The sequence below is a fragment of the Vibrio campbellii CAIM 519 = NBRC 15631 = ATCC 25920 genome (genome assembly GCF_002163755.1).
Lineage (GTDB): Bacteria > Pseudomonadota > Gammaproteobacteria > Enterobacterales > Vibrionaceae > Vibrio > Vibrio campbellii.
In genome coordinates, this window is record NZ_CP015863.1 from 1,786,405 (window position 1) to 1,807,955 (window position 21,551).

The 21,551-nt window shown below is 45.5% G+C and carries 15 protein-coding genes; 6 read left to right on the top strand and 9 right to left on the bottom strand.

Annotated elements, in window-relative coordinates:
• Positions 1-13: 13 nt before the first annotated feature.
• From prpF to A8140_RS08385, 6 genes are all read right to left on the bottom strand, one after another.
• Positions 14-1,201, bottom strand: coding sequence for a 2-methylaconitate cis-trans isomerase PrpF (gene prpF, locus A8140_RS08360; protein WP_005530981.1), 1,188 nt, complete (start codon positions 1,199-1,201; stop codon positions 14-16).
• A 23-nt stretch (positions 1,202-1,224) separates the two neighbouring features.
• The gene (gene acnD, locus A8140_RS08365) at positions 1,225-3,834 is read right to left on the bottom strand and encodes a Fe/S-dependent 2-methylisocitrate dehydratase AcnD (RefSeq protein WP_005530983.1); all 2,610 of its coding nucleotides are present in this window, start codon (positions 3,832-3,834) and stop codon (positions 1,225-1,227) included.
• Between the two features lie 132 nt (positions 3,835-3,966).
• The gene (gene prpC / locus A8140_RS08370) at positions 3,967-5,109 is read right to left on the bottom strand and encodes a bifunctional 2-methylcitrate synthase/citrate synthase (protein WP_005530985.1); all 1,143 of its coding nucleotides are present in this window, start codon (positions 5,107-5,109) and stop codon (positions 3,967-3,969) included.
• 128 nt (positions 5,110-5,237) lie between these two features.
• Positions 5,238-6,134, bottom strand: a complete 897-nt coding sequence (gene prpB / locus A8140_RS08375) for a methylisocitrate lyase (RefSeq protein WP_005530986.1) — start codon at positions 6,132-6,134, stop codon at positions 5,238-5,240.
• Positions 6,135-6,146: 12 nt separating this feature from the next.
• The gene (locus A8140_RS08380) at positions 6,147-6,866 is read right to left on the bottom strand and encodes a GntR family transcriptional regulator (protein WP_005530989.1); all 720 of its coding nucleotides are present in this window, start codon (positions 6,864-6,866) and stop codon (positions 6,147-6,149) included.
• Between the two features lie 370 nt (positions 6,867-7,236).
• The gene (locus A8140_RS08385; protein WP_005530990.1) at positions 7,237-10,383 is read right to left on the bottom strand and encodes an HD domain-containing phosphohydrolase; all 3,147 of its coding nucleotides are present in this window, start codon (positions 10,381-10,383) and stop codon (positions 7,237-7,239) included.
• Positions 10,384-11,253: 870 nt separating this feature from the next.
• Here A8140_RS08385 and A8140_RS08395 point away from each other — a divergent pair.
• The gene (locus A8140_RS08395; protein ID WP_005530992.1) at positions 11,254-11,679 is read left to right on the top strand and encodes a type II secretion system protein; all 426 of its coding nucleotides are present in this window, start codon (positions 11,254-11,256) and stop codon (positions 11,677-11,679) included.
• 250 nt (positions 11,680-11,929) lie between these two features.
• On the opposite strand, the gene A8140_RS08400 is transcribed toward A8140_RS08395, so the two are convergent.
• Positions 11,930-12,328, bottom strand: a complete 399-nt coding sequence (locus A8140_RS08400) for a GFA family protein (RefSeq protein ID WP_005530993.1) — start codon at positions 12,326-12,328, stop codon at positions 11,930-11,932.
• A 285-nt stretch (positions 12,329-12,613) separates the two neighbouring features.
• On the opposite strand from A8140_RS08400, the gene A8140_RS08405 reads away from it, so the two are divergent.
• From A8140_RS08405 to A8140_RS08425, 5 genes are all read left to right on the top strand, one after another.
• On the top strand, positions 12,614-13,588 hold the full coding sequence (locus tag A8140_RS08405; protein WP_005530994.1) for a tripartite tricarboxylate transporter substrate binding protein: 975 nt from the start codon (positions 12,614-12,616) through the stop codon (positions 13,586-13,588).
• A 224-nt stretch (positions 13,589-13,812) separates the two neighbouring features.
• Entirely contained in the window at positions 13,813-14,307 is a 495-nt protein-coding gene (locus A8140_RS08410) for a tripartite tricarboxylate transporter TctB family protein (RefSeq protein ID WP_005530996.1), read from the top strand.
• A 20-nt stretch (positions 14,308-14,327) separates the two neighbouring features.
• The gene (locus A8140_RS08415) at positions 14,328-15,854 is read left to right on the top strand and encodes a tripartite tricarboxylate transporter permease (protein ID WP_005530998.1); all 1,527 of its coding nucleotides are present in this window, start codon (positions 14,328-14,330) and stop codon (positions 15,852-15,854) included.
• A gap of 155 nt (positions 15,855-16,009) precedes the next feature.
• Positions 16,010-16,780 (top strand): sulfite exporter TauE/SafE family protein, encoded by a 771-nt coding sequence (locus tag A8140_RS08420; protein ID WP_005531001.1) that lies wholly within the window; start codon positions 16,010-16,012, stop codon positions 16,778-16,780.
• Between the two features lie 165 nt (positions 16,781-16,945).
• Entirely contained in the window at positions 16,946-18,682 is a 1,737-nt protein-coding gene (locus A8140_RS08425) for a methyl-accepting chemotaxis protein (RefSeq protein ID WP_005531003.1), read from the top strand.
• Between the two features lie 72 nt (positions 18,683-18,754).
• Here the strand turns inward: A8140_RS08425 and A8140_RS08430 are convergent, their stop codons facing one another.
• Together A8140_RS08430 and exaC are read right to left on the bottom strand one after the other, a co-directional pair.
• Positions 18,755-19,726 carry a TAXI family TRAP transporter solute-binding subunit gene (locus A8140_RS08430; protein ID WP_005531005.1) on the bottom strand — a complete coding sequence of 324 codons (972 nt, stop codon included), beginning with the start codon at positions 19,724-19,726 and terminating at the stop codon, positions 18,755-18,757.
• Between the two features lie 224 nt (positions 19,727-19,950).
• Positions 19,951-21,471, bottom strand: a complete 1,521-nt coding sequence (gene exaC, locus A8140_RS08435; RefSeq protein ID WP_005531006.1) for an acetaldehyde dehydrogenase ExaC — start codon at positions 21,469-21,471, stop codon at positions 19,951-19,953.
• Positions 21,472-21,551 lie beyond the last annotated feature (80 nt).

Below are 21,551 nucleotides of genomic sequence, written 5' to 3' on the forward strand. Positions count from 1 at the left end.
CGATACAATTGTGCTATTCAAAGACATTGGAGGGAACACGCACAAAGCCCTCCATCAGTATTCTCGCGCTGCGGCTCATGATGGCTTTCTCAACCACCCAACCTTGTTCTGTTTGTTTGGCTTTTGCCCCCACCTTAAGCGTTCCTGATGGATGCCCAAACGTCACAGATTCTCTCTCGCCGCCGCCAGCGGCCAAATTAACCACAGTACCGGGAACGCATGCAGCGGAGGCAATGGCAACCGCTGCGGTTCCCATCATGGCGTGGTGAAGTTTGCCCATAGATAAAGCTCGGACGAGAATATCGACCTCACCTGCCTCTACGGCTTTACCACTCGACGATAAATAGGATTTAGGCTGGGAAACAAACGCAATCTTAGGCGTATGTTGACGTGTTTGAGCCTCTTCGAGCGAATCAATCAGCCCCATTTTTAGCGCGCCATGAGCACGAATGGACTCAAACCTCGCGAGCGCAAATTCATCGTTATTGATGTCATCTTGAAGCTCAGTGCCTTGGTAACCCAGCGCTTCTGCGTCTACGAAGATTGTCGGTATGCCTGCGTTGATGAAGGTGGCATTGAAGGTCCCTACATCTGGCACGACTAAATCGTCTACTAGATTGCCGGTTGGAAACATGCTGCCTTCGCCATCAGCAGGGTCGACAAAATCAACTTGGATTTCCGCCGCTGGGAACGTCACACCATCAAGCTCAAACTCCCCTGTTTCTTGAACGAAACCATTTACGATTGGCACATGAATCAATATGGTTTTGCCAATATTTACCTGCCATACACGAACGGTAACGATGCCGTTTTGAGGAATACGATCTTCGTCGATCAACCTTGCATGAATGGCGAAAGGTCCGACTGCAGCAGAAAGGTTGCCACAGTTACCACTCCAATCGACAAATGGCTGATCTATCGATACTTGTCCGAATAGGTAATCAACGTCGTGAGCAACTCCCTTACTGCGCGACACAATCACAGTTTTACTGGTGCTGGAAGTCGCGCCGCCCATGCCATCAATTTGTTTGGCATACGGGTCTGGGCTACCAATCACACGAAGTAGCAGTTTGTCTCTTGCCTCGCCTGCAACTTGCGCAGGATGTGGCAAATCTTCAAGGTTGAAGAACACCCCTTTGCTCGTACCTCCGCGCATGTAAGTCGCCGGGACTTTGATTTGGCTTTGCATCTTGCTATCCATATCTTGCTCCGTTATTGCGCTATCTATTGCGAGAGGAAATCTTGAGCAAAGCGCTGTAACACACCGCCCGCTTTGTACACGTGAACTTCATCTTCGGTATCGAGTCGACAAGTCACCGGCACATCAACCTTTTTGCCATTAGCACGGGTAATCACCAACGCCAAATCAGCACCAGGATTGATATCGCCTATAACGTCATAAAGTTCAGTGCCATCTAATTCGAGTGTCTTTCGGTTCACACCATCTTTAAATTGCAGAGGAAGTACGCCCATCCCAACTAAGTTGGTACGGTGAATACGCTCAAACCCTTCAGCTACAATGGCTTCTACACCCGCCAAGCGAACGCCTTTCGCCGCCCAATCTCGCGACGAACCTTGACCATAATCCGCACCTGCGACCACGATAAGTGGCTGCTTACGATTCATGTAAGTCTCAATCGCTTCCCACATGCGCGTCACTTTGCCTTCAGGTTCAACTCTCGCCAGCGATCCTTGCACAACTTCGCCATTTTCCTTGACCATTTCGTTAAAAAGTTTTGGGTTAGCGAAAGTAGCGCGCTGCGCGGTTAAGTGATCGCCTCGGTGTGTGGCGTATGAGTTAAAGTCTTCTTCTGGCACGCCCATCTTCGCGAGGTATTCGCCTGCGGCGCTGCTTGCCAAAATTGCGTTCGATGGCGACAAATGGTCGGTTGTAATGTTGTCGCCTAAAATGGCAAGAGGACGCATTGAAGACAGAGTTCGCTCACCAGCCAGTGCTCCCTCCCCCTCTTTTTGCCAGTAGGGAGGTCTTCGGATATACGTACTCATCGGACGCCAATCATAGAGCGGATTCGGGTTACGAGCCTCATCATTCAGTTTGAACATTTGAATGTAGACTTGATTAAACTGATCTGGCTTAACGTACTCACCCACCACAGCATCAATTTCTTCATCCGTTGGCCACAAGTCGTTGAGATAAACCGGCTTACCGTCTTTGTCTGTACCTAAAGAATCACGTTCGATATCAAAACGAATCGTACCAGCTAACGCGTAAGCAACGACCAAAGGTGGCGATGCTAAAAATGCTTGTTTTGCGTAAGGATGAATTCGACCATCAAAGTTGCGGTTCCCAGAAAGTACCGCCGTTGAATACATATCTCGGTCGATGATTTCTTGTTGAATTTTCGGGTCAAGTGCGCCACTCATACCGTTACAGGTTGTACACGCATAAGCGACGATACCAAAACCAAGCTTCTCCAATTCGGGGAGTAATCCAGATTCTTCAAGGTAGAGTCGAGCAACTTTAGAACCCGGAGCAAATGAAGACTTCACCCAAGGTTTGCGCACCAAGCCAAGCTCATTCGCTTTCTTAGCGACCAAACCCGCTGCGACAACGTTTCTTGGGTTACTGGTGTTGGTACAGGAGGTAATCGCTGCGATGATCACAGCGCCGTCTGGAAGTTCGCCTTCTTTCTCTTGCCATTCACCAGAAACGCCGCGCTCAGCAAGCTCTGACGTAGGTAAACGGCGATGAGGATTTGATGGACCAGCCAGATTGCGTCCGACCTGAGACAAATCAAACTCAAGTACGCGTTCGTAAACGGCAGTATCTAAGTCATCTGCCCATAGACCGGTTTGCTTGGCGTACCTCTCGACCAAGTCGACCTGTTGATCATCACGTCCTGTCAGTTTGAGGTAATTAATGGTCTGCTCATCAATGTAGAACATTCCAGCGGTTGCGCCGTATTCTGGCGTCATGTTTGAGATGGTCGCGCGGTCACCAATGGTTAGGTCTCGCGCCCCTTCGCCAAAGAATTCGAGATAGGATGAAACCACGCGTTCATTTCGCAGAAACTCGGTAATCGCTAGTACGATATCGGTGGCGGTAATACCCGGTTGACGCTTACCAGTAAGCTTCACACCAACAATGTCTGGCAGACGCATCATCGACGGGCGACCAAGCATCACTGTCTCCGCCTCTAAACCACCGACACCAATCGCAATAACGCCAAGTGAATCCACGTGAGGAGTGTGACTGTCCGTGCCGACACAGGTATCAGGGTAAGCAATGCCCTGCTTGGCTTGCACAACCGGAGACATTTTCTCCAAGTTGATTTGGTGCATGATTCCGTTACCCGCAGGAATAACGCTGACGTTTTCAAACGCCGTTTTACACCATTCAATAAAGTGGAATCGGTCTTCGTTTCTGCGCTCTTCTATCGCGCGGTTTTTCTCAAACGCGTCTGGGTCAAAGCCTGCGTGTTCGACCGCCAGTGAATGGTCGACAATCAATTGTGTTTCAACCACCGGATTTACTTTCGCTGGGTCACCGCCTTGTTCGGCAATCGCATCACGCAGACCAGCGAGGTCGACTAAAGCGGTTTGTCCAAGGATGTCATGACAAACCACGCGCGCCGGATACCAAGGAAAATCAAGGTCACGCTTGCGTTCTATCAACTGTTTTAAGCTATCAGTGAGCGTATTTGGATCGCAGCGACGAACTAACTGCTCGGCTAAAACGCGTGAGGTGTATGGGAGCTTTTCATAGGCTCCAGGAGAAATATCGTTAACTGCTTCTCGGGTATCAAAATAATCGAGTTGGGTTCCCGGGAGCGGCTTACGATATTGAGTATTTATATTTGTGGTGATGCTCATAGGCTTGCTTCCGCTTTAGTGTACATCTTGTGCCTGAACGCACCGCGATACTGTTTTTGAAATGGATTCGCGGTGAAAGAGACGCCCCTTGTGATTGCCATCAAGACGAAACTCACAAAGAGGCGTCACGCGCTAGCGTTGTTCGATTGGCACCCAGTCTTGATGATCCGGTCCGGTATAATCCGCACTTGGGCGAATGATTCGATTGTTCGCGCGTTGTTCATACACGTGCGCCGCCCAACCTGTCAGTCGGCTCATCACAAAGATTGGTGTAAACAATTTGGTTGGAATATCCATGAAGTGGTAAGCCGAAGCATGGAAGAAGTCGGCATTACAGAACAGACCTTTCTCTCGCTTCATGACGGATTCCACGCGCTCAGAAACTGCGTAAAGATGCGTGTCACCCACCTCTTTCGATAACGCTTCTGACCAACGCTTGATCAGTGCATTACGAGGGTCACTTTCACGATAAATCGCATGACCAAAGCCCATGATTTTGTCTTTGTTCTCTAGCATCTGAAGAATATTGGCTTCTGCCTCATCCGGCGTCTGCCAATCTTGAATCATTTCCATCGCTGCTTCGTTTGCCCCACCATGAAGTGGGCCACGTAACGTACCGATAGCAGCCGTAATACAAGAATGAAGATCAGAAAGCGTAGAAGCACACACGCGCGCAGCAAATGTTGAGGCATTGAATTCATGCTCTGCATAAAGAATCAAAGAACAGTGCATCACCTTTTTGTGCGTTTCGCTTGGTGCTTTATCGGTAAGCAGTTTCAGGAAGTAGCCACCAATGCAGTCTTCACTGCTATCGAGAGTTTTGATTCGTACGCCATCGTGGCTGAAGCGATACCAGTAACAGATGATCGCAGGGAAAAGCGCCAGCATTCGCTCAGTAGCATGGAGCTGTTGCTCAAAGTCAATTTCCTGTTCTAAGTTACCCAGCATAGAACACCCCGTGCGCATGACATCCATTGGGTGAGCATCGGCAGGGATCAGTTCTAACGCCTGTTTAAGCTCCGCTGGTAAACCACGCAAGCTCAATAGATGTGTCTTGTAGGCGTCTAGCTCTTGTTGATTAGGTAAGTGACCGCGTAACAGTAAATGCGCCACTTCTTCAAATTGAGCATGATTTGCCAAGTCCGTAATATCGTAACCACGATACGTTAGACCTGTCCCCGTTTTACCGACAGTGCATAAAGCTGTGCTTCCAGCGCTTTGGCCGCGTAGACCTGCGCCACCTATCTCAGCTTTCTTTTCTACAGAATGAGGCATTGTTGAACTCCTTTTCTGTCTGATTTGGCTCTCTTAATGGGCGCTTTTGAATCAGACAATTTTCACGTTATTGGATGAGATTCTTAAATAGTATTTGTCTTGGGCTTCCGTTTGTTTCTTAGTTGACCTTATTTACCTTCGGAGAACAGCTTGTCTAACTTATTCTCGTAGTCGTGGTAATTAAGGTGCTCATACAGCTCTTTTCGTGTCTGCATTGAATCAAGCAACGCTTCTTGGTTACCAACTTCTAGCAAGTGTTTGTAAACCATCTCGGCAGCTTTGTTCATCGCACGGAATGCGCTCAATGGGTACAAAACCATGTCCACGTTGGATTGGGCTAACTCTTCACAGCCGTAAAGTGGCGTTTGTCCAAACTCAGTAATGTTGGCAAGAATTGGCACGTGCTTCCCTGTAGCTTGCTCTAGCACTGTTGAGAACTGTTGATATTGGTCTAGCTGGTTCATCGCCTCCGGGAAAATCATATCTGCGCCCGCTTCCACACATGCAATCGCACGTTCAATCGCACTGTCCATGCCTTCAACCGCTAACGCATCGGTACGAGCCATAATGACAAAGCTCTCGTCATTACGTGCATCCACCGCCGCTTTCACTCGGTCGACCATTTCTTGTTGGCTAACAATCGCTTTGTTTGGACGATGGCCGCAACGCTTTTGCGCCACTTGGTCTTCCATGTGTACTGCCGCCGCTCCCGCTTTTTCCATCGCTTTAATGGTGCGAGCAATATTAAAAGCACCGCCAAAGCCAGTATCGATATCAACCAGTAACGGCAAATCACTCGCGTTGGTGATGCGGTCTACATCCACCAAAATATCGTTCAGTGTCGTAATACCAAGATCTGGCAAACCGTAGGATGCGTTAGCGATGCCGCCACCCGACAAGTAGATAGCTTGGTGACCCAAGTTTTTCGCCATCATGGCGCAGTATGGGTTAATGGTGCCGACGATCTGCAGCGGGTTGTTTTGCTCAATGGCGAGTCTGAACTTCGCCCCCGGAGATAAGCTCATGACAATTTCCTTCTAGTCTTGTTCTCTATCTTTACTTTCAGAATGTAGAATCTGTAATTCGATAAGTTTTCGGCTGCCTGAGATGTGCCTTCTCATCAGCATTTCTGCCAGCTCTTCATCACGATTGTGAATCGCTTGCAGAATGAATTTGTGTTCATTGAGTGCTTCAATAGGACGAGATTGCGCACGTGGCGATTGGTAGCGATACATGCGCAACAAGTGATACAGCTCGTCGCAAAGCAAAGAGATAAGCTTGCTGTTTCGGCTCGCTTGAATGATTCGATAATGGAAGTCGAAGTCACCATGCTGGTGGAAGTAAGACGCCCCTTCAACTTCATAGATGTGTTTGGAATGTGTCGACAATAGCATTTCCAAACTCAGTAATTCTTCTTGAGTGATATGGCGAGCCGCGAGTCTGGCAGCCATGCCCTCTAATGCTTCGCGAACGGAATACAATTCTATGAGTTTTTCTGGAGAGAAAGTGATAACTCGAGCACCAACATGTGGAATACGCTCAATCAACCCAAGTCCTTCAAGGCGCATCATGGCTTCACGTAAAGGACCTCTACTCACTTGATATTTCTTGGCTAATTCAGGCTCTGAGATTTTACTGCCCGGTTCGATTTCACCACTTACGATCGCTTCCACTAACGATTCGGTCAGCGATTCAGATTTAGTGTGCTCCTTCTCAGAGACAATCACTTTATGACGAGTTTTCAATTCTGTATTCATATTCAAGGCACTCGTATTTAGAAATCAAAGTGTCAACAATTTGTTAACCTGAATATAAAATAGACGAACATATTGTCGACAATCAAGTGAATTGTCGACAATTTAGACTAAGGTATAGTGCTGGTGAGTGATTTTTGAACGGATAAATAGGTTAATTAATAAGATGAAAACAAGATTGTCGACAATAAAAAAACCAATAGATTCATATAGTAAATGGAAGTAAAGAGCAAAACACCCCTGATTGCGGCCCAAGTTTGTGGCTAGCATGAGGTTTATCTAGCCATTCATATTGTGAGTTAGGCCTTTCCGAGTACGAACTCGAATCCACAAGATTGTTTACCCACACCTCAATCCATCTAAAGTGTGAATATCAAGCTATTTCAGTCGTCCTAAAATATTTTTGAATATTAACAGGGTCAAGCTGGCTCTCTGGCAAAAAAATATGGGCGTATTCCAAATAAACCTCACTTTCTAGGAAGAGTATAAAAAGATCAAAATCGATATGTTCGTCCAACGCCATCTTATACATGATATCTAGCGCGACACTAACAGGCTTGGCTTTTTTGTATGGTCTATCGGCAGCTGTCAACGCTTCAAATATATCGGCTATGGCAAGTATTCTGTCTGGTATTAATAGGTCCTGCGCTTTTAATTTTCTTGGATAACCGGTACCTTTCAATGTTTCATGATGAGTTGACGCGTAACGAGGGACTCGACTCAGCTCTGGTGGGAACGGTAAAGCTTCGAGCATTTTAATGCCACTTATCATATGTTCATTGATCTTATACCGTTCTTCTGTCGTCAATGTCCCCTTAGATATTGATAAATTATAAATCTCCCCATGATTCCCCTCATATTCTGGCACTGCCATCTTAATACCTAGTTTAGGTTCGAATTCTACGGGACGAGTGCGATGGGTAATATGTTCCGGTTTGTCTGCCAGCAAATATTCTAGAGCAGGTAAATCTAAATTATCGTCTGACCTTTTCGACTGTTCGAAAGGAGAAAGACCAAGGCTAGCATCAAAATTCCGTACCCATGTTTGATCTGCTATTTCTCTTATACGATCTATGTGCTCACTACTCATGAACTCGGCACCGATATTTGAATTAGCCACAAATTCAAAATCCTGAGTGAGTTTGAGCTTTCTGTCATTCAATAAACTGAGCGCCTTTTCTGCCGTTTCTTTACCTTCAAGGATCGTCTTGTAATATTCAATCTCCAAATCTCTCCAAAGGACTTCAAATCGTGTCCTTATTTCATGGATTCGATTGTAGTTTGCTTCAAGCTTTGTCCCTTTATCTACAACGTGCTCTGGGGTCGTAATCTTGCCGCAGTCGTGTAACCAAGCGGCGATTCTGAACTCACGTTTTTCATCTTCCGTATTAAACGAGAAATTTTTAAAGGGTATCTTTTGACTTTTATCCGCAGCTTCAGCGAGCATCATTGCAATTTCCGGGACACGATTGCAATGACCTGCTGTGTAGGGGGACTTATCATCAATCGCCTGAGCAATAAGGCGCACAATCGCCTCCACAAAATCTTCTTGTTGCTTCTCATGCTGCCCTATTGCCTGACCCATATCGGATATAGATTGTGACAATTCTGACAATTCTGATATGCGGGTTGAAACAATTTTAAGATCGTCAAATTTACGGGCTTTGATTTTCGCTGTTTCCCTTTTCAGCTCTTTAATCCTTTTGACAATTGGGCTTCCAAAATTCCAAGCGAGCGGGCACAGCATAAGCATGGCAAAAGCTGTCGCTATTATGGATGTAAGTATGCGTTCGATAACCACACCTGAAATAATGTCTTCAGGAATAATTACAGCGAAGTAGTCGCTCGATTTGGAGCCAGGTTCTAGTTGTGCGATATATAGATACTTTGTTTGATCACCTATATCTATCTTGACCATATCATTCTGTTTATCTTGGACCTTAGCAAGCTCATACACCTTACTGTATGGTAAAACCCCGTGCTGTTGCCATTTAGTATCAAGCCATTTTCTGTATAGAGCCTCTCTTTGCTCTGGAGTAATTGTGCTGATTGCCTGATTGATAATGCCAAGCAATTCACTATCACTTGATTTCATGAATACATGAAACGGTACTGGCGCATGGTCGTTCAACACAAAAACATTGAACGGCGTGTCTTGACCTAAACTAACCATTCCTGATAACGCTACCTCGGAATCAGCAAGATAATGCACCTCACCACTATCAAATGCTGCTCTTGCATTATCGAAACTAGAATACTCCAAGATATTGAGTTTTGGGTAGTTGTCTTTGAGCCACTGCTTCATTCCAAAACCAGCGACGACTCCGACATGCTTCTCATCAACTTCTTTTAAAGTTTTTGAATTCAGACGCTCATCTCTTCCAGCAATAGCAACGGAGCTCTTAAAAATAGGCAAGCTCTTTTCCCCAAAACCCTGCGGCTCACCAATAACTGAGTGAAGAATATCCAAGTTGCCTTTACGATACTTCTCAGAAAGCATTTTAGAGTCAAATCCATTAATGAATTCAAGCTTTATGCCCGTCTGTTGTGCAACGAGATTAAGAACATCAACAGCGTAGCCCATTGGCTGACCGGACACAGAGAAATCATAAGGTCCCCAGTCTTTCTGGTTTGAAACCATCAATGAGTGTGTCGACTCAATCAACGATATTTGTTTCTCTGAGAGTATTAAGGACTTAGGTGGGGGGATTTCGATCGCATCCTGAGATAGTTTATTTGAAGCTATCACTACACCACGCTCGTTAAAGATAAATGACTCTGCTCCGCTACTTAGTGGTAAGCCAATCTCTTGCGGTGCTATCTTATCTTCGAGGGAGGATAAGACGATATCGACCCCAATTACACCTCTAACGCTCCGTATAGAGTAAGTTTGGCCGGTAATTTTTAAATGTTGGAAAAGATAAGGTTCTGTCTTAAATACTGAGTCTGATGGCGCCTTAGCAAACCACGGTCGACGAGTTGGATAATAGTTACTGCGTTCACTAGTTAGTTTGTTGAGCTTAAACTCTGAGTTGTAGTAATAGTTTTGTCTGAGCCTTTCTCCCGGTCTCCCAGAGATTTTTATTACCACCCATCGATCTGATGAAGTAGCTCCGATTCTCTCTCGAACGACGGGAGAGGATGCTAAGTTAATTATCTGATAAAAATCATCGTTATCCCGTCCAAAGTAAATGCTATAAAAAATAGGATTATCAGTTAGAACTTGAATAAAAATATCTCTAATTTCTTGCTCTGCAAAAATATGATCTGTCGATACAGCAACACTCCGAAGTAACTGGACACTGCTCATGGCACTTTTTTCAACTCGTTGTACATAATCACTCACTTGATTTGATGCAACAGAAAGTTTTGAAAGGACATAATCTTGTGAAATTTGTTTTCCAAAGTAGTACTGTAGACCGATTGCAAAAATGGAGGTAATCGTAGTTGTAATAAGAAACAAACAACCAATAGTAAATTTTATTGAAAACTTACGCGGCAAACTTGATGGCAATTCCATCTCTTATACCCTCCAAATGGTATTGATTGCCGAGCTATCCTATCTTTGAGTCGGTAATCATAACGATACATTCCACGTTCCAATCATTATGAAATCACATGCCTATTAGTTCAATTGGCAGACGCTCAAAATATGACTTAGAGAATGTTTTATACCCTTCTTTATGTAACTCCATTTGGTGAATTCGTTCATTGCCTACTGTAAGCCACATAACGTCATCGTGACACAAAATAACCAAGCTCGGCTTATGGACTTTGGCAGTGTGATTCGAGTTGCTGCTAAATGCTAAGAGTATTCACATACAACCGTTAGCCGAGCCTATAGTGCGACACGCCCTTCTATGCGTATCGATCAGGCAAGTAAGAACGATGATTTTTTGACCTTACTCAGCTATCACGATCAGCATCCCTTTGTAGGCCTCTCGTTAAAAGAAGCGGCAGAACTGTTACCTACCCCAAGCAACATTGATTTACCAACGCGCCACCAAATTCTGATACAAAAAGAGTGGCAACGAATGCGCAACTCTCTGAAGTTGTAGAGATTCAACGCTCTAAGCTCTATGGCTTACGCGTCTTAGTGATATTGAGGAATCGCGTGCTAAGTCAGGTATTTTCCTATATCAACCAGATCAATTGGTTCTTCAGGCATGAATTTCTTAGCGTATTCAAGATAAACCCCACAATGAGATAGGCTAAATAACGAGTGTAATATCTCGGTAACTCCGAGCGAAAAAAGTTAATTAACGTCTCTAAAGTTGCCATTCATAGGTTTTACCTGTTAATAGAATCGGCCATCTCAAATTTATCCTTCCTCCTTCAGCCATTAACATGACGCTTCTTTTGTGTACCTCCCCATTTTTAAGAAATCTCTATGAAACAAAAAGGATTCTCCCTGACAGAGTTAGTCGTCGCTATTGTTGTGTTGGCAATCATCGGATTATTTGCTGCACCTAAAATCATGCACATGCAACGTGAGGCTCGTATCAATACATTGGAAGCTTTCGTGGGCGCATTTCATGCAACTAACGAAGTTGTGATGACCAAGGCTAAGATTCAGGGAGTTGCTAATGCGCCTTTGGCTAAATTGTCAGATCACGACATTTACGTTCGAATGGGATCATTAGCTTTAGATGACTTCAATGTCGCTAATGCGATGGAGATCGACGGGTTTAATCTTGTCAATACTGGTTCAAATCAGACACCTTCGCTCATCGTTTATCTAGGGAAGGAAAAGTCTCTTCTAAAGATAAGGGATTCTGAGTGCTTCATCAGTATTAGTCGCCCTTTCACGGCTTAAGATAAACAAGGGATTGTTTCAATGTATGAGCTGAAAGTGAACAAATTCTATGACAATTGCTAGTTTATGGCTTCTGGTTTCTGGCTTATAAGAAGTGTCTTTAGAGAGATTAGAATGAAAAAGCCGAGCTGTACTCGGCTTTTTATGATCAACTTACGCCACTTTGTACTTGCTGATAGACAATCAAAAATAAACCAGCAAATACCGCTACTGTCAGTAAAATCTTTAACTAGAGAAACTTCATTGTTACCTACTTTTCAGGCGCGTACTGCGCAAAAACTTCTTGAGCTGTCATTTTCTTGCTATGTGGCTGCAGGTCATAGTATGCGGGCTTCTCATCGGTGAATATTTCTAAGCTTAACTTAAAATCTGGCTCATTAAATAATCCCGCAGAAAGAATGTATTCATCCGTTGCCAATAAGTGGTAATAGATATTCGTACCGCATTCCCCACAAAAACCTCGTACAGCCCACTCCGAAGACTGATAACGCTTCGGTTCAGCACCATTGAATCTTACTCCAGATCCGCAATGCACCGCATGTAGAGGACCACTAGACCACTTTCGGCACATATCACAATGACAAAAACTCACTTCATTGTGCTGAGGTGCAGCCACTTCAATAGCGCCGCATAAACAGGTTCCTTTCATCGCTGTCACTCCTAATTAAAGCTCCATTATTATGGCGTTTTAAGGCGCCCAATTGATGTGACCAATCTAGTCTTTTATTAAATCCAGCCTTGGTTCCCTTTTTTATGAACTTTATGAACAAAACGTCGTTTATGCTCAATATTCTCTTTATCTACGCATTAGAGACATCACGTTAACACCTTATTAACCTTTGACTCATCACTAGCGAGTCACCCGACCTCGCTAGGAGAACAAATAATAAGACTCTTCAAAACAAGTGAGTCACCAACATAAGGAACGTGAAACATGTTAAAGGTACTCAAACCAACGCTCGCCGCATCCATCATTGCAGCCTCATTTTCTTTCCACGCTTTTGCTGCTGATGTTGAAAAACTCCACTTCCTAATCCCAGGTGGTGCTGGTGGCGGTTGGGATATGACGGCTCGTGGTACAGGTGATGTGCTGGTTAAATCCGACATCGTTGAAAATGTCTCTTTCCAAAACCTCTCTGGTGGCGGTGGTGGTAAAGCCATTGCGCACCTCATCGAAACCGCTGAACGCCAACCTGACACGTTGATGGTCAACTCCACCCCAATCGTTGTTCGTTCACTGACGGGTATCTTCCCGCAATCTTTCCGAGATCTCACGCCTGTAGCCGCAACGATTGCTGATTACGGCGCTATCGTGACCTCCGCGGATTCGAAGTACAACACATGGGAAGATGTGGTCAAAGATTTCGAATCTAACCCACGTAAAGTCAAAATCGCAGGCGGTTCTGCTCGTGGCTCGATGGATCACCTTGTCGTAGCAGCTGCATTTAAAGGCGAAGGTTTTGACGCACGTAAAGTTCGCTACATCGCGTACGATGCCGGCGGTAAAGCAATGGCAGCACTTCTATCTGGCGAAACACAATTGCTTTCAACCGGTCTTGGCGAAGTGCTAGAGATGTCGAAATCTGGTCAGGTAAAAGTACTGGCGATTACGGCACCAAAACGTCTGGACGCTGCGCCAAACATCCCTACCCTCAAAGAATATGGCAATGAGACTGTGTTCGCGAACTGGCGTGGTTTCTTTGCCGCTCCTGGCACAAGCCAAGCCAAGCTCGACGAATGGAACGCAGCTCTGACCAAAATGTACAAAACGGACGAATGGCAAGTTGTTCGTGACCGAAATGGTTGGATTGACAACTACAAAGCGGATAAAGAGTTCTTCGCGTTCCTAGAAGAGCAAGAGCAGCAAATGGGCGATCTAATGCGCGAATTAGGTTTCCTTAAGAAGTAATAACTCCCATCCGAGTTTATGGGGTTAGCTATATACCTACCCCAGTTGTATTTGCACTCTAATTTCACCGTATATGGGCATTGTCGATGATCGACAAGTAAAAACTCCTTTGTTTATTGGTTCTAAGCACTTCGACTAGCAGCGAGACGCTTAATTGTTAATGACTTGACCCTTCCTCATTAACGCCCATATACGGTCTTTTCCTCTTGCTCTAGGAGTTGGATATGTCTCATTCAACCAATATTTTTACCAAAGAGAATTTACTGTGCCGCGATCGTGTCGGCGCGATGATCTTTTTGTTGTTTTGCCTATGCTATGGCTACCAAACTACGCAAATCCCTCTCTTTCCGGGGGATGAATACGAACCCTTCACGGCTCGCACCTTACCGACCATTCTGACCTACGTCGGGATTGGTTTAGCGCTTATGCTATTGGTCACTGGTCAGCCCGATAAACAAAGCGGCGCTGTAATGTCATTCAACTGGAAATTGCTTATCGCCTTTTTAGTTTTGATGGCGCTTTATGGTCTGGGTTTGACTTACATCGGCTTTGTATTAGCGACAGGATTCTTCCTGATTGCGGGCTTTTACCTTCTTGGCGAACGACGTAAGTCGGTGTTGTTTGGAGCCTCATTCCCGTTCGTTATCGCGTTTTACTTGTTGCTCACTCAAGGTCTGGATATCTACCTTGAGCCTGGTCTGATTTTCACCATCTGGTAGTCAAAAGAAAGGACTGAATTATGTTAGATGGAATTCTGCAAGGTTTATCCACCGCCGTGATGCCAATGAACATCATGATGGTGATTGTTGGCTGTTTTGTTGGTACGTTTATCGGCATGCTACCGGGGCTTGGCCCTATTTCTGCCATCGCTCTGATGATCCCTACAACCTATGGTTTGGATCCGTCGTCGGGTCTGATTCTGATGGCAGGTGTTTACTATGGTGCGGTATTTGGTGGTTCAACCTCTTCTATTCTTATCAACGCGCCGGGTTGTTCTTCAACCGTAGTCACTGCGTTTGATGGCTACCCAATGGCACAGAAAGGCCAAGCAGGTAAAGCACTAGCACTGGCGGCTTACTCTTCTTTCACTGGTGGTACGCTTTCAGCAATCATGCTGCTTGTAGCGGCGCCAGCACTGGCTAACGTCTCGTTAAGCTTCCAATCTTCTGACTACTTTGCGCTAATGCTTCTTGGCTTATCCGCAGTAGCTGCGTTCGCTGGCAAAGGACAAGTGATCAAAGCATGGATGATGACCATTCTGGGCTTGATGTTATCTACCGTCGGTATTGATAAAGGCGTCGGTGTTGAACGCTTCACCTTTGGCCTTACTGATTTGATGGATGGTTTCAGCTTCCTATTGTTGGCGATGGCGACCTTTGCGCTTGGTGAAACGTTGATGGGCATTTTGAAGCCTTCTGAGGATACGCGTGATGAAGAACAAGATAAGCTGAGCAACATTGGCTCGATGAAAGTCACCAGGGAAGAAATCAAAGAAGTAGCACCGGTTTCTATTCGCTCTTCAATCCTTGGCTTCTTTACTGGTGTGCTTCCGGGCGCAGGTGCAACCATCGCCGCCTTCTTAAGTTACGGCATGGAACGTAACCTAGCTCCAAAGGATAAAAAAGAACAGTTTGGTAAAGGCTGCATCCGAGGTTTGGTGGCTCCGGAGTCAGCGAACAACGCGGCATCAAGTGGTTCTTTCGTTCCTCTTTTAACCCTTGGTATTCCAGGCTCTGGTACAACCGCAATCATGCTAGGTGCGTTAATCGCATACGGTATTCAACCGGGCCCTCGCCTGTTTGTGGAACACCCAGATGTGTTCTGGTCGGTGATTATCTCCATGTACTTCGGCAATATTGTGTTGGTGATTCTTAACCTGCCGTTGATCCCATACATCTCAAAGCTACTGGCCGTGCCAAGAACCGTGTTGTTGCCAATGATTCTGTTCTTCTCCATTACGGGTGTGTATCTGGTTTCTTTCAACACCATGGACGTGTTTGTGATGTTACTTGTGGCAATGGCTGCCATCGCACTACGGCTGGCAAACTTCCCTCTCGCACCGCTGTTACTTGGCTTTATCCTTGGTGGATTAATGGAAGAGAACCTACGCCGAGCATTGATGATTTCCGACGGAGAACTGAGCTTCCTGTGGGAACGCCCAATCACACTGACATTCACAGTGCTTGCAGTATTGGTACTTGGCATTCCACTGTTTGTAAAACTCTTTCAAAAGCTTAAAGCGCAACCAGTGAAAGTTGAGCAATAAGCACATTCTATCTCTCCCTCAAAATAGACCTTTGAAACCAAGCCACCCTATGCGGTGGCTTTTTTCTTGGACTAATCGCTACTTTATTTCTTTGGGTGAGTTGCGTAGTGTTAACCGTTCAGAAACAAAAACTATAAGAAAAAAAAGGACTTTTTATGCTGCTGGAATTTGCTCTCTTGTTTGCTGCAGGCGTCGTGGGTGGAATCATGAACTCCGTCGCCGGTGGTGGTAGCTTCATAACCTTCCCTGCCTTGATGGCGGTTGGCGTGCCTCCCATCATGGCGAACGCGACGAATACTTATGCTTCTTGCGCAGGTTACATCAGTGGTGCAATCGGCTTTCGCGAAGAAATCATGAAGAACAAGCAAGAACTGGCTTTCACAATCTCTTTCAGTTTGATTGGTGGCGCTGTCGGTGCTTACCTTCTGCTGAATACGCCAGAATCTGTTTTTCTTGAAGCGATTCCATGGCTACTGTTATTCGCAACCTTACTCTTTTTAACCGGCTCACGCATGACTGCGTTGATTAAGTCTCTGACCAAAGAGACCAAACACGCTGGCATTTTAGGCGTAATTGCTTTGAGCCTGCTTTTGGTTGGCGTCTCTGCTTACGGTGGTTTCTTTAACGCGGGACTAGGCGTGATCGTGTTGAGTTATTTAGTGGTTGCAGGACACCAAGACATCAACTTAATGAACGGGCTTAAGCTGCTGGTTTCGACCTGTGTTTCCCTGATTGCCATCGTGATTTTTGTTGCTAACGGTTCAATCGATTGGACCAAAGGCAGCGTTGTTATGGTTGGTACTTTAGTCGGCGGCTACTTGGCAGCGCGTGTATCTCGCCAATTGAATCCCAGCCACGTAAAAGGCTTTGTCGCCCTCTCCTCTATCGCGATTACCATTTACTTCTTTATTGATGTTTACGCTTAAACTGGGCTTTTAAGTGATAGAATTCATCACGTAAGCATATCAAGTGTTTTACATTTGCATCACAACTATCTTATTATTGAGCATTTCAACAAAAAACGTTATTTCGCTTGCCGCCGGATTGCGGCATCTTTTTGATACGTCACCATACAAGGATGCATAGGTACAATGGCTCACCTTTCGTTTAAGAATAAACTGGTGTTGCTGATCGTCGCGATCATCACCACAACCACCCTTATTTCTTACTTTAGCGTTAACCACTTCATTAGCTCTTATATTCACCAATCAGACACAAAGAACATCACTCACCTCATCGACATTACTCGTAACAAACTCGAAGCCGAACTCAACAACAAAGCCGCTCAAGCCACCAATCTCAACTTCAGCATGATGGACATTGCCGAAACTAAAGAGACATCTGGTTTCACTAAGATCGTAAAAATTGTTAATGGCTATGCGTTTGATGATACCGGCAACATGAGTGAGGATGGCGCACAGTACTTTATTGAAGCAGCAGAGACTCAAAATGAGAAGCTAACAATCAGCCCAATCTCACTAGAAGATAACATCCCTTACATTACCTTTTCGATTAAGCGTTTTGATGAGTCTGTTGACTTCTTTACTTACGATTTAAGCGCATTAGGTGTGCTAATTAACTCACTGGCAGCGGAAGGCAGTTATGCAGAACTAAGGGCAGATGGTCAAACCATTTACAGCAATAACCAAGGCTCAAACCTCATCCCTGTGGAGCGGAACATAGCGTTTGGTGGAAATCAATGGCAATTAATTGGTTACATTGACCAAGACAGTATCCAAGCAAACACTGATACGTTGAACTGGATGATTACTCTGGCGCTATCTATTGCAGGCATCGCGATTGTCTTGGGTAGCGTGGTTCTGCTGCACTACACCTTCAAACCACTTGAGCGTTTGAAGCATCTTGTAGGTGATCTATCTGATGGTAACGGCGATTTAACTCAACGTTTGAACATCGATACCAAAGATGAAATCGGTGCAATTTCCAATTCTATCGACCAGTTCATTGCTCAATTGCAAAAAATGTTTGTCGAGGTATCTCATTCTTCAAGCCACATCGACCATGCCGTTGGCGAACTCGCAAACCAATCAAATAACAACAGTCGTACCCTAAAACAGCATACCATTGAAACCGAACAAGCGATCACGGCAATTGAAGAAATGAGTGCGACAGCAGAATCTATTGCAAGCGGTGCCGATGATGCTGCCAAGCTGACCGATCGCACCAACCGTTATGCGGAAGAATCAAAGCGCACCGTGGGTAACGCTGTTCAGAGTGTTAGTGACATGGTCACGCAGGTTGCTTCCATGTCCAATACGATCAGCACAATGAACGAAGACACCAAACAAATTAGCTCAGTGCTACAAGTCATTGGAGATATTGCTGAGCAAACCAACCTATTGGCATTGAATGCGGCGATTGAAGCAGCACGTGCAGGTGAACAAGGACGAGGTTTTGCAGTCGTAGCGGATGAAGTGCGTGCCCTCGCCGCTCGTACACAGCAAAGCACCTCTCAAATCAATGAGATGTTAGCGAAATTGAAGGCGACGACTGATAATGTGGTCAACGAAATGGACTCAACGCGTTCAAGTTGTCAACAAACCGCAGATCGAACGAATCAAGTAATGAACTCTTTAAACGTAGTGACAGATTCTGTGGTAGAGATTAACGACTTGAACACTTTGATGGCGACATCTGCTCAAGAGCAGCGTCAAGTGACTCAAGAAGTCAGCCGTAACATGAGCGCGATTCAAGAGATCATTCGTAAGCTCAACGATAACGCCTCGCAAACAACATCAGTCAGCGACGAACTAAAAGCAACCTCTACTGGTCTGGGGGATGTAGTTTCGCGGTTTAAAGTGCAATAGCACTGACGAATGGCAAAAAAAACGCCATCGTGATATACGATGGCGATTTTTATTGACGTAGCGACGGGTTGGTTACTTAATCAAGCCCACTTCTTTGTAGTACTTCTCAGCACCTGGGTGAAGCGGCGCAGATAGACCATCTTTCACCATTTCTTCTTTCTTCAAGTTTGCAAATGCTGGGTGTAGACGGCGGAAGTCGTCAAAGTTTTCGAATACCGCTTTCACGACGTTGTAAACCACTTCATCAGGCACTGCCGTTGAAGAAACAAACGTTGCACCCACACCAAAGGTTTGTACATCGTTTTCAGAACCGCGGTACATACCACCCGGTACATTTGCAATGCGGTAGAAGCTATTGTCTGCAACAAGTTTATCTACTTGCTTACCTGCAACAGTCACGATGTTGCTGTCACACGATGTGGTTGCTTCTTTAATCGCACCACTTGGGTGACCCACTGTGTAGATCATCGCATCTATCTTGTTATCACATAACGCTTTAGACTGTTCGGATGCTTTCAGCTCAGACACCAATTTGAAGTCATCATTCGTCCAGCCGTACTCTTTCATTAGTACTTCCATCGTACCGCGTTGGCCAGAGCCAGGGTTACCGATGTTAACGCGTTTACCTTTCAAATCATCAAACGATTTAATGTTTGCATCTTTACGAGCCACAACGGTGAACGGTTCTGGGTGAACGGAGAACACAGCACGAAGCTCTTTGAATGGTCCTTTATCTTCGAACTTACTCGTACCGTTGTAAGCATGGTACTGCCAGTCTGACTGAGCGATACCAAGGTCTAGCTCACCTGCGCGAATAGTATTGATGTTGTAGATAGAACCACCAGTACTTTCTACCGAACAACGAATGTTATGGTCAGCACGAGACTTATTTACCAAACGACAAATTGCACCACCCGTTGGGTAATACACACCAGTTACACCGCCCGTACCAATGGTCACGAACGTATCTTTAGCAGAAACTGAAAAACTTGTACTTAGTGCAGCCAGAGAAGCCGCGACAGCAATTTGCTTGAGCTTTAACATTGAACGTCCTTATTTTTCCTTTGTTTATGGCCAAATAAGTATAGCAACCGTTAACAAGTTGATAACGTCCGAGATCACATCCTGAGAAGAAGAGTCCGAGGCTAGAAGGCATTGATCAGTAAGAAATATGAATGCTCCTTTACCCCACCACAAAAAGTAAAGCCTCGAAGAGTTCGAGGCTTTGTTCATCACTGCTTTTCTTGTTGCCTTAAAAGGCGATTTATTTAGAAGAAGCCTAGCGGATTGACGTCGTAGCTAATGAGTAGGTTTTTCGTATTCTGGTAGTGATCGAGCATCATCTTATGGGTTTCACGGCCGATACCTGATTTCTTGTAACCACCAAACGCAGCGTGTGCTGGGTAAGCGTGATAGCAGTTAATCCAAATGCGCCCTGCTTCGATGTTTCGCCCCATGCGATAAGCAAGGTTTTGGTCTCGCGTCCACACACCTGCACCCAAGCCATATTCGGTGTCATTGGCAATCGCTAGTGCTTCTGCTTCATCTTTAAAGGTGGTCACTGCGATGACCGGGCCAAAGATCTCTTCTTGGAATACGCGCATCTTGTTGTGACCTTGTAACAAAGTCGGTTGAATGTAGTAGCCCTGCTCCAAGTCGTTTTCTTGTTTCGCTACATCGCCACCAAACACGACTTTCGCGCCTTCTTGACGACCGATTTCTAGGTAACTCAGGATCTTATCGAACTGCTCTTGCGAGGCTTGAGCGCCAACCTGAGTATCGGTATCGAGTGGGTTACCCTGCTTGATTGTTTGCGCGCGCTCCGCAACTTTAGCGATAAACTTGTCGTAAACAGACTCATGCACTAACACACGTGATGGACAGGTGCACACTTCTCCTTGGTTGAAGAACGCAAGTAAAGTACCTTCAATACACTTATCTAAGTATTCGTCTTCATGATCAAATACATCTGGGAAGTAGATATTTGGAGACTTACCACCAAGCTCAACCGTCGATGGGATAAGGCTCTCTGCTGCGCATTTTAGGATGTGGTTGCCCACTTCAGTTGACCCCGTAAACGCTAACTTAGCGATTCGGTTACTGGTCGCCAGTGCTTGCCCTGCTTCTGAGCCAAAGCCATTGACTACGTTCACCACGCCAGCAGGCAGAAGATCACCAATTTTTTCCATCAGAACGAGAATCGAAGTAGGCGTTTGCTCGGCAGGTTTTAGCACGACACAACAGCCCGCAGCCAATGCTGGAGCCAACTTCCAAGCCGCCATCAACATTGGGAAGTTCCAAGGGATGATCTGCCCAACTACCCCAATCGGCTCAGGGAAGTGATAACTTGCGGTATGCACATCTAACTCTGCCGCACTGCCTTCTTGAGCACGGATACAACCTGCGAAATAGCGGAAGTGGTCGACGACCAAAGGCAAGTCTGCGGCTAGCGTTTCACGAACGGGTTTGCCGTTTTCCCATGTTTCTGCCACAGCCAGCTCTTCAAGATGTTGTTCAATGCGATCTGCAATCTTGAGTAGAATGTTCGAGCGTTCAGTCACACTAGTTTTCGCCCATTGCGCTCTTACGCCATGTGCAGCATCAATTGCAAGATTGATGTCTGCTTCTCCAGAACGAGCCACCTTACAATACGCTTGGCCATTGATTGGCGATGTATTGTCAAAGTATTCACCACCCGTTGGTTTTACCCATTCGCCACCGATGTAGTTGTCGTAATGCGATTTAAAATTAATGATGGCATTTTCACTACCTGGCTGTGCATAAATCATAACTCTTCCTTTTGTTCTCGTTCAGTTTTTTGTTTTAAACAACCGAGTGTTCAACTCAATTGTGTTGTTCACTTCATTAC

Coding starts and splice junctions, on each gene's coding strand:
- prpF (WP_005530981.1), bottom strand. CDS start 1,201: ATGGATAGCAAGATGCAAAGCCAAATCAAAGTCCCGGCGACTTACATG.
- acnD (WP_005530983.1), bottom strand. CDS start 3,834: ATGAGCATCACCACAAATATAAATACTCAATATCGTAAGCCGCTCCCG.
- prpC (WP_005530985.1), bottom strand. CDS start 5,109: ATGCCTCATTCTGTAGAAAAGAAAGCTGAGATAGGTGGCGCAGGTCTA.
- prpB (WP_005530986.1), bottom strand. CDS start 6,134: ATGAGCTTATCTCCGGGGGCGAAGTTCAGACTCGCCATTGAGCAAAAC.
- A8140_RS08380 (WP_005530989.1), bottom strand. CDS start 6,866: ATGAATACAGAATTGAAAACTCGTCATAAAGTGATTGTCTCTGAGAAG.
- A8140_RS08385 (WP_005530990.1), bottom strand. CDS start 10,383: ATGGAATTGCCATCAAGTTTGCCGCGTAAGTTTTCAATAAAATTTACT.
- A8140_RS08395 (WP_005530992.1), top strand. CDS start 11,254: ATGAAACAAAAAGGATTCTCCCTGACAGAGTTAGTCGTCGCTATTGTT.
- A8140_RS08400 (WP_005530993.1), bottom strand. CDS start 12,328: ATGAAAGGAACCTGTTTATGCGGCGCTATTGAAGTGGCTGCACCTCAG.
- A8140_RS08405 (WP_005530994.1), top strand. CDS start 12,614: ATGTTAAAGGTACTCAAACCAACGCTCGCCGCATCCATCATTGCAGCC.
- A8140_RS08410 (WP_005530996.1), top strand. CDS start 13,813: ATGTCTCATTCAACCAATATTTTTACCAAAGAGAATTTACTGTGCCGC.
- A8140_RS08415 (WP_005530998.1), top strand. CDS start 14,328: ATGTTAGATGGAATTCTGCAAGGTTTATCCACCGCCGTGATGCCAATG.
- A8140_RS08420 (WP_005531001.1), top strand. CDS start 16,010: ATGCTGCTGGAATTTGCTCTCTTGTTTGCTGCAGGCGTCGTGGGTGGA.
- A8140_RS08425 (WP_005531003.1), top strand. CDS start 16,946: ATGGCTCACCTTTCGTTTAAGAATAAACTGGTGTTGCTGATCGTCGCG.
- A8140_RS08430 (WP_005531005.1), bottom strand. CDS start 19,726: ATGTTAAAGCTCAAGCAAATTGCTGTCGCGGCTTCTCTGGCTGCACTA.
- exaC (WP_005531006.1), bottom strand. CDS start 21,471: ATGATTTATGCACAGCCAGGTAGTGAAAATGCCATCATTAATTTTAAA.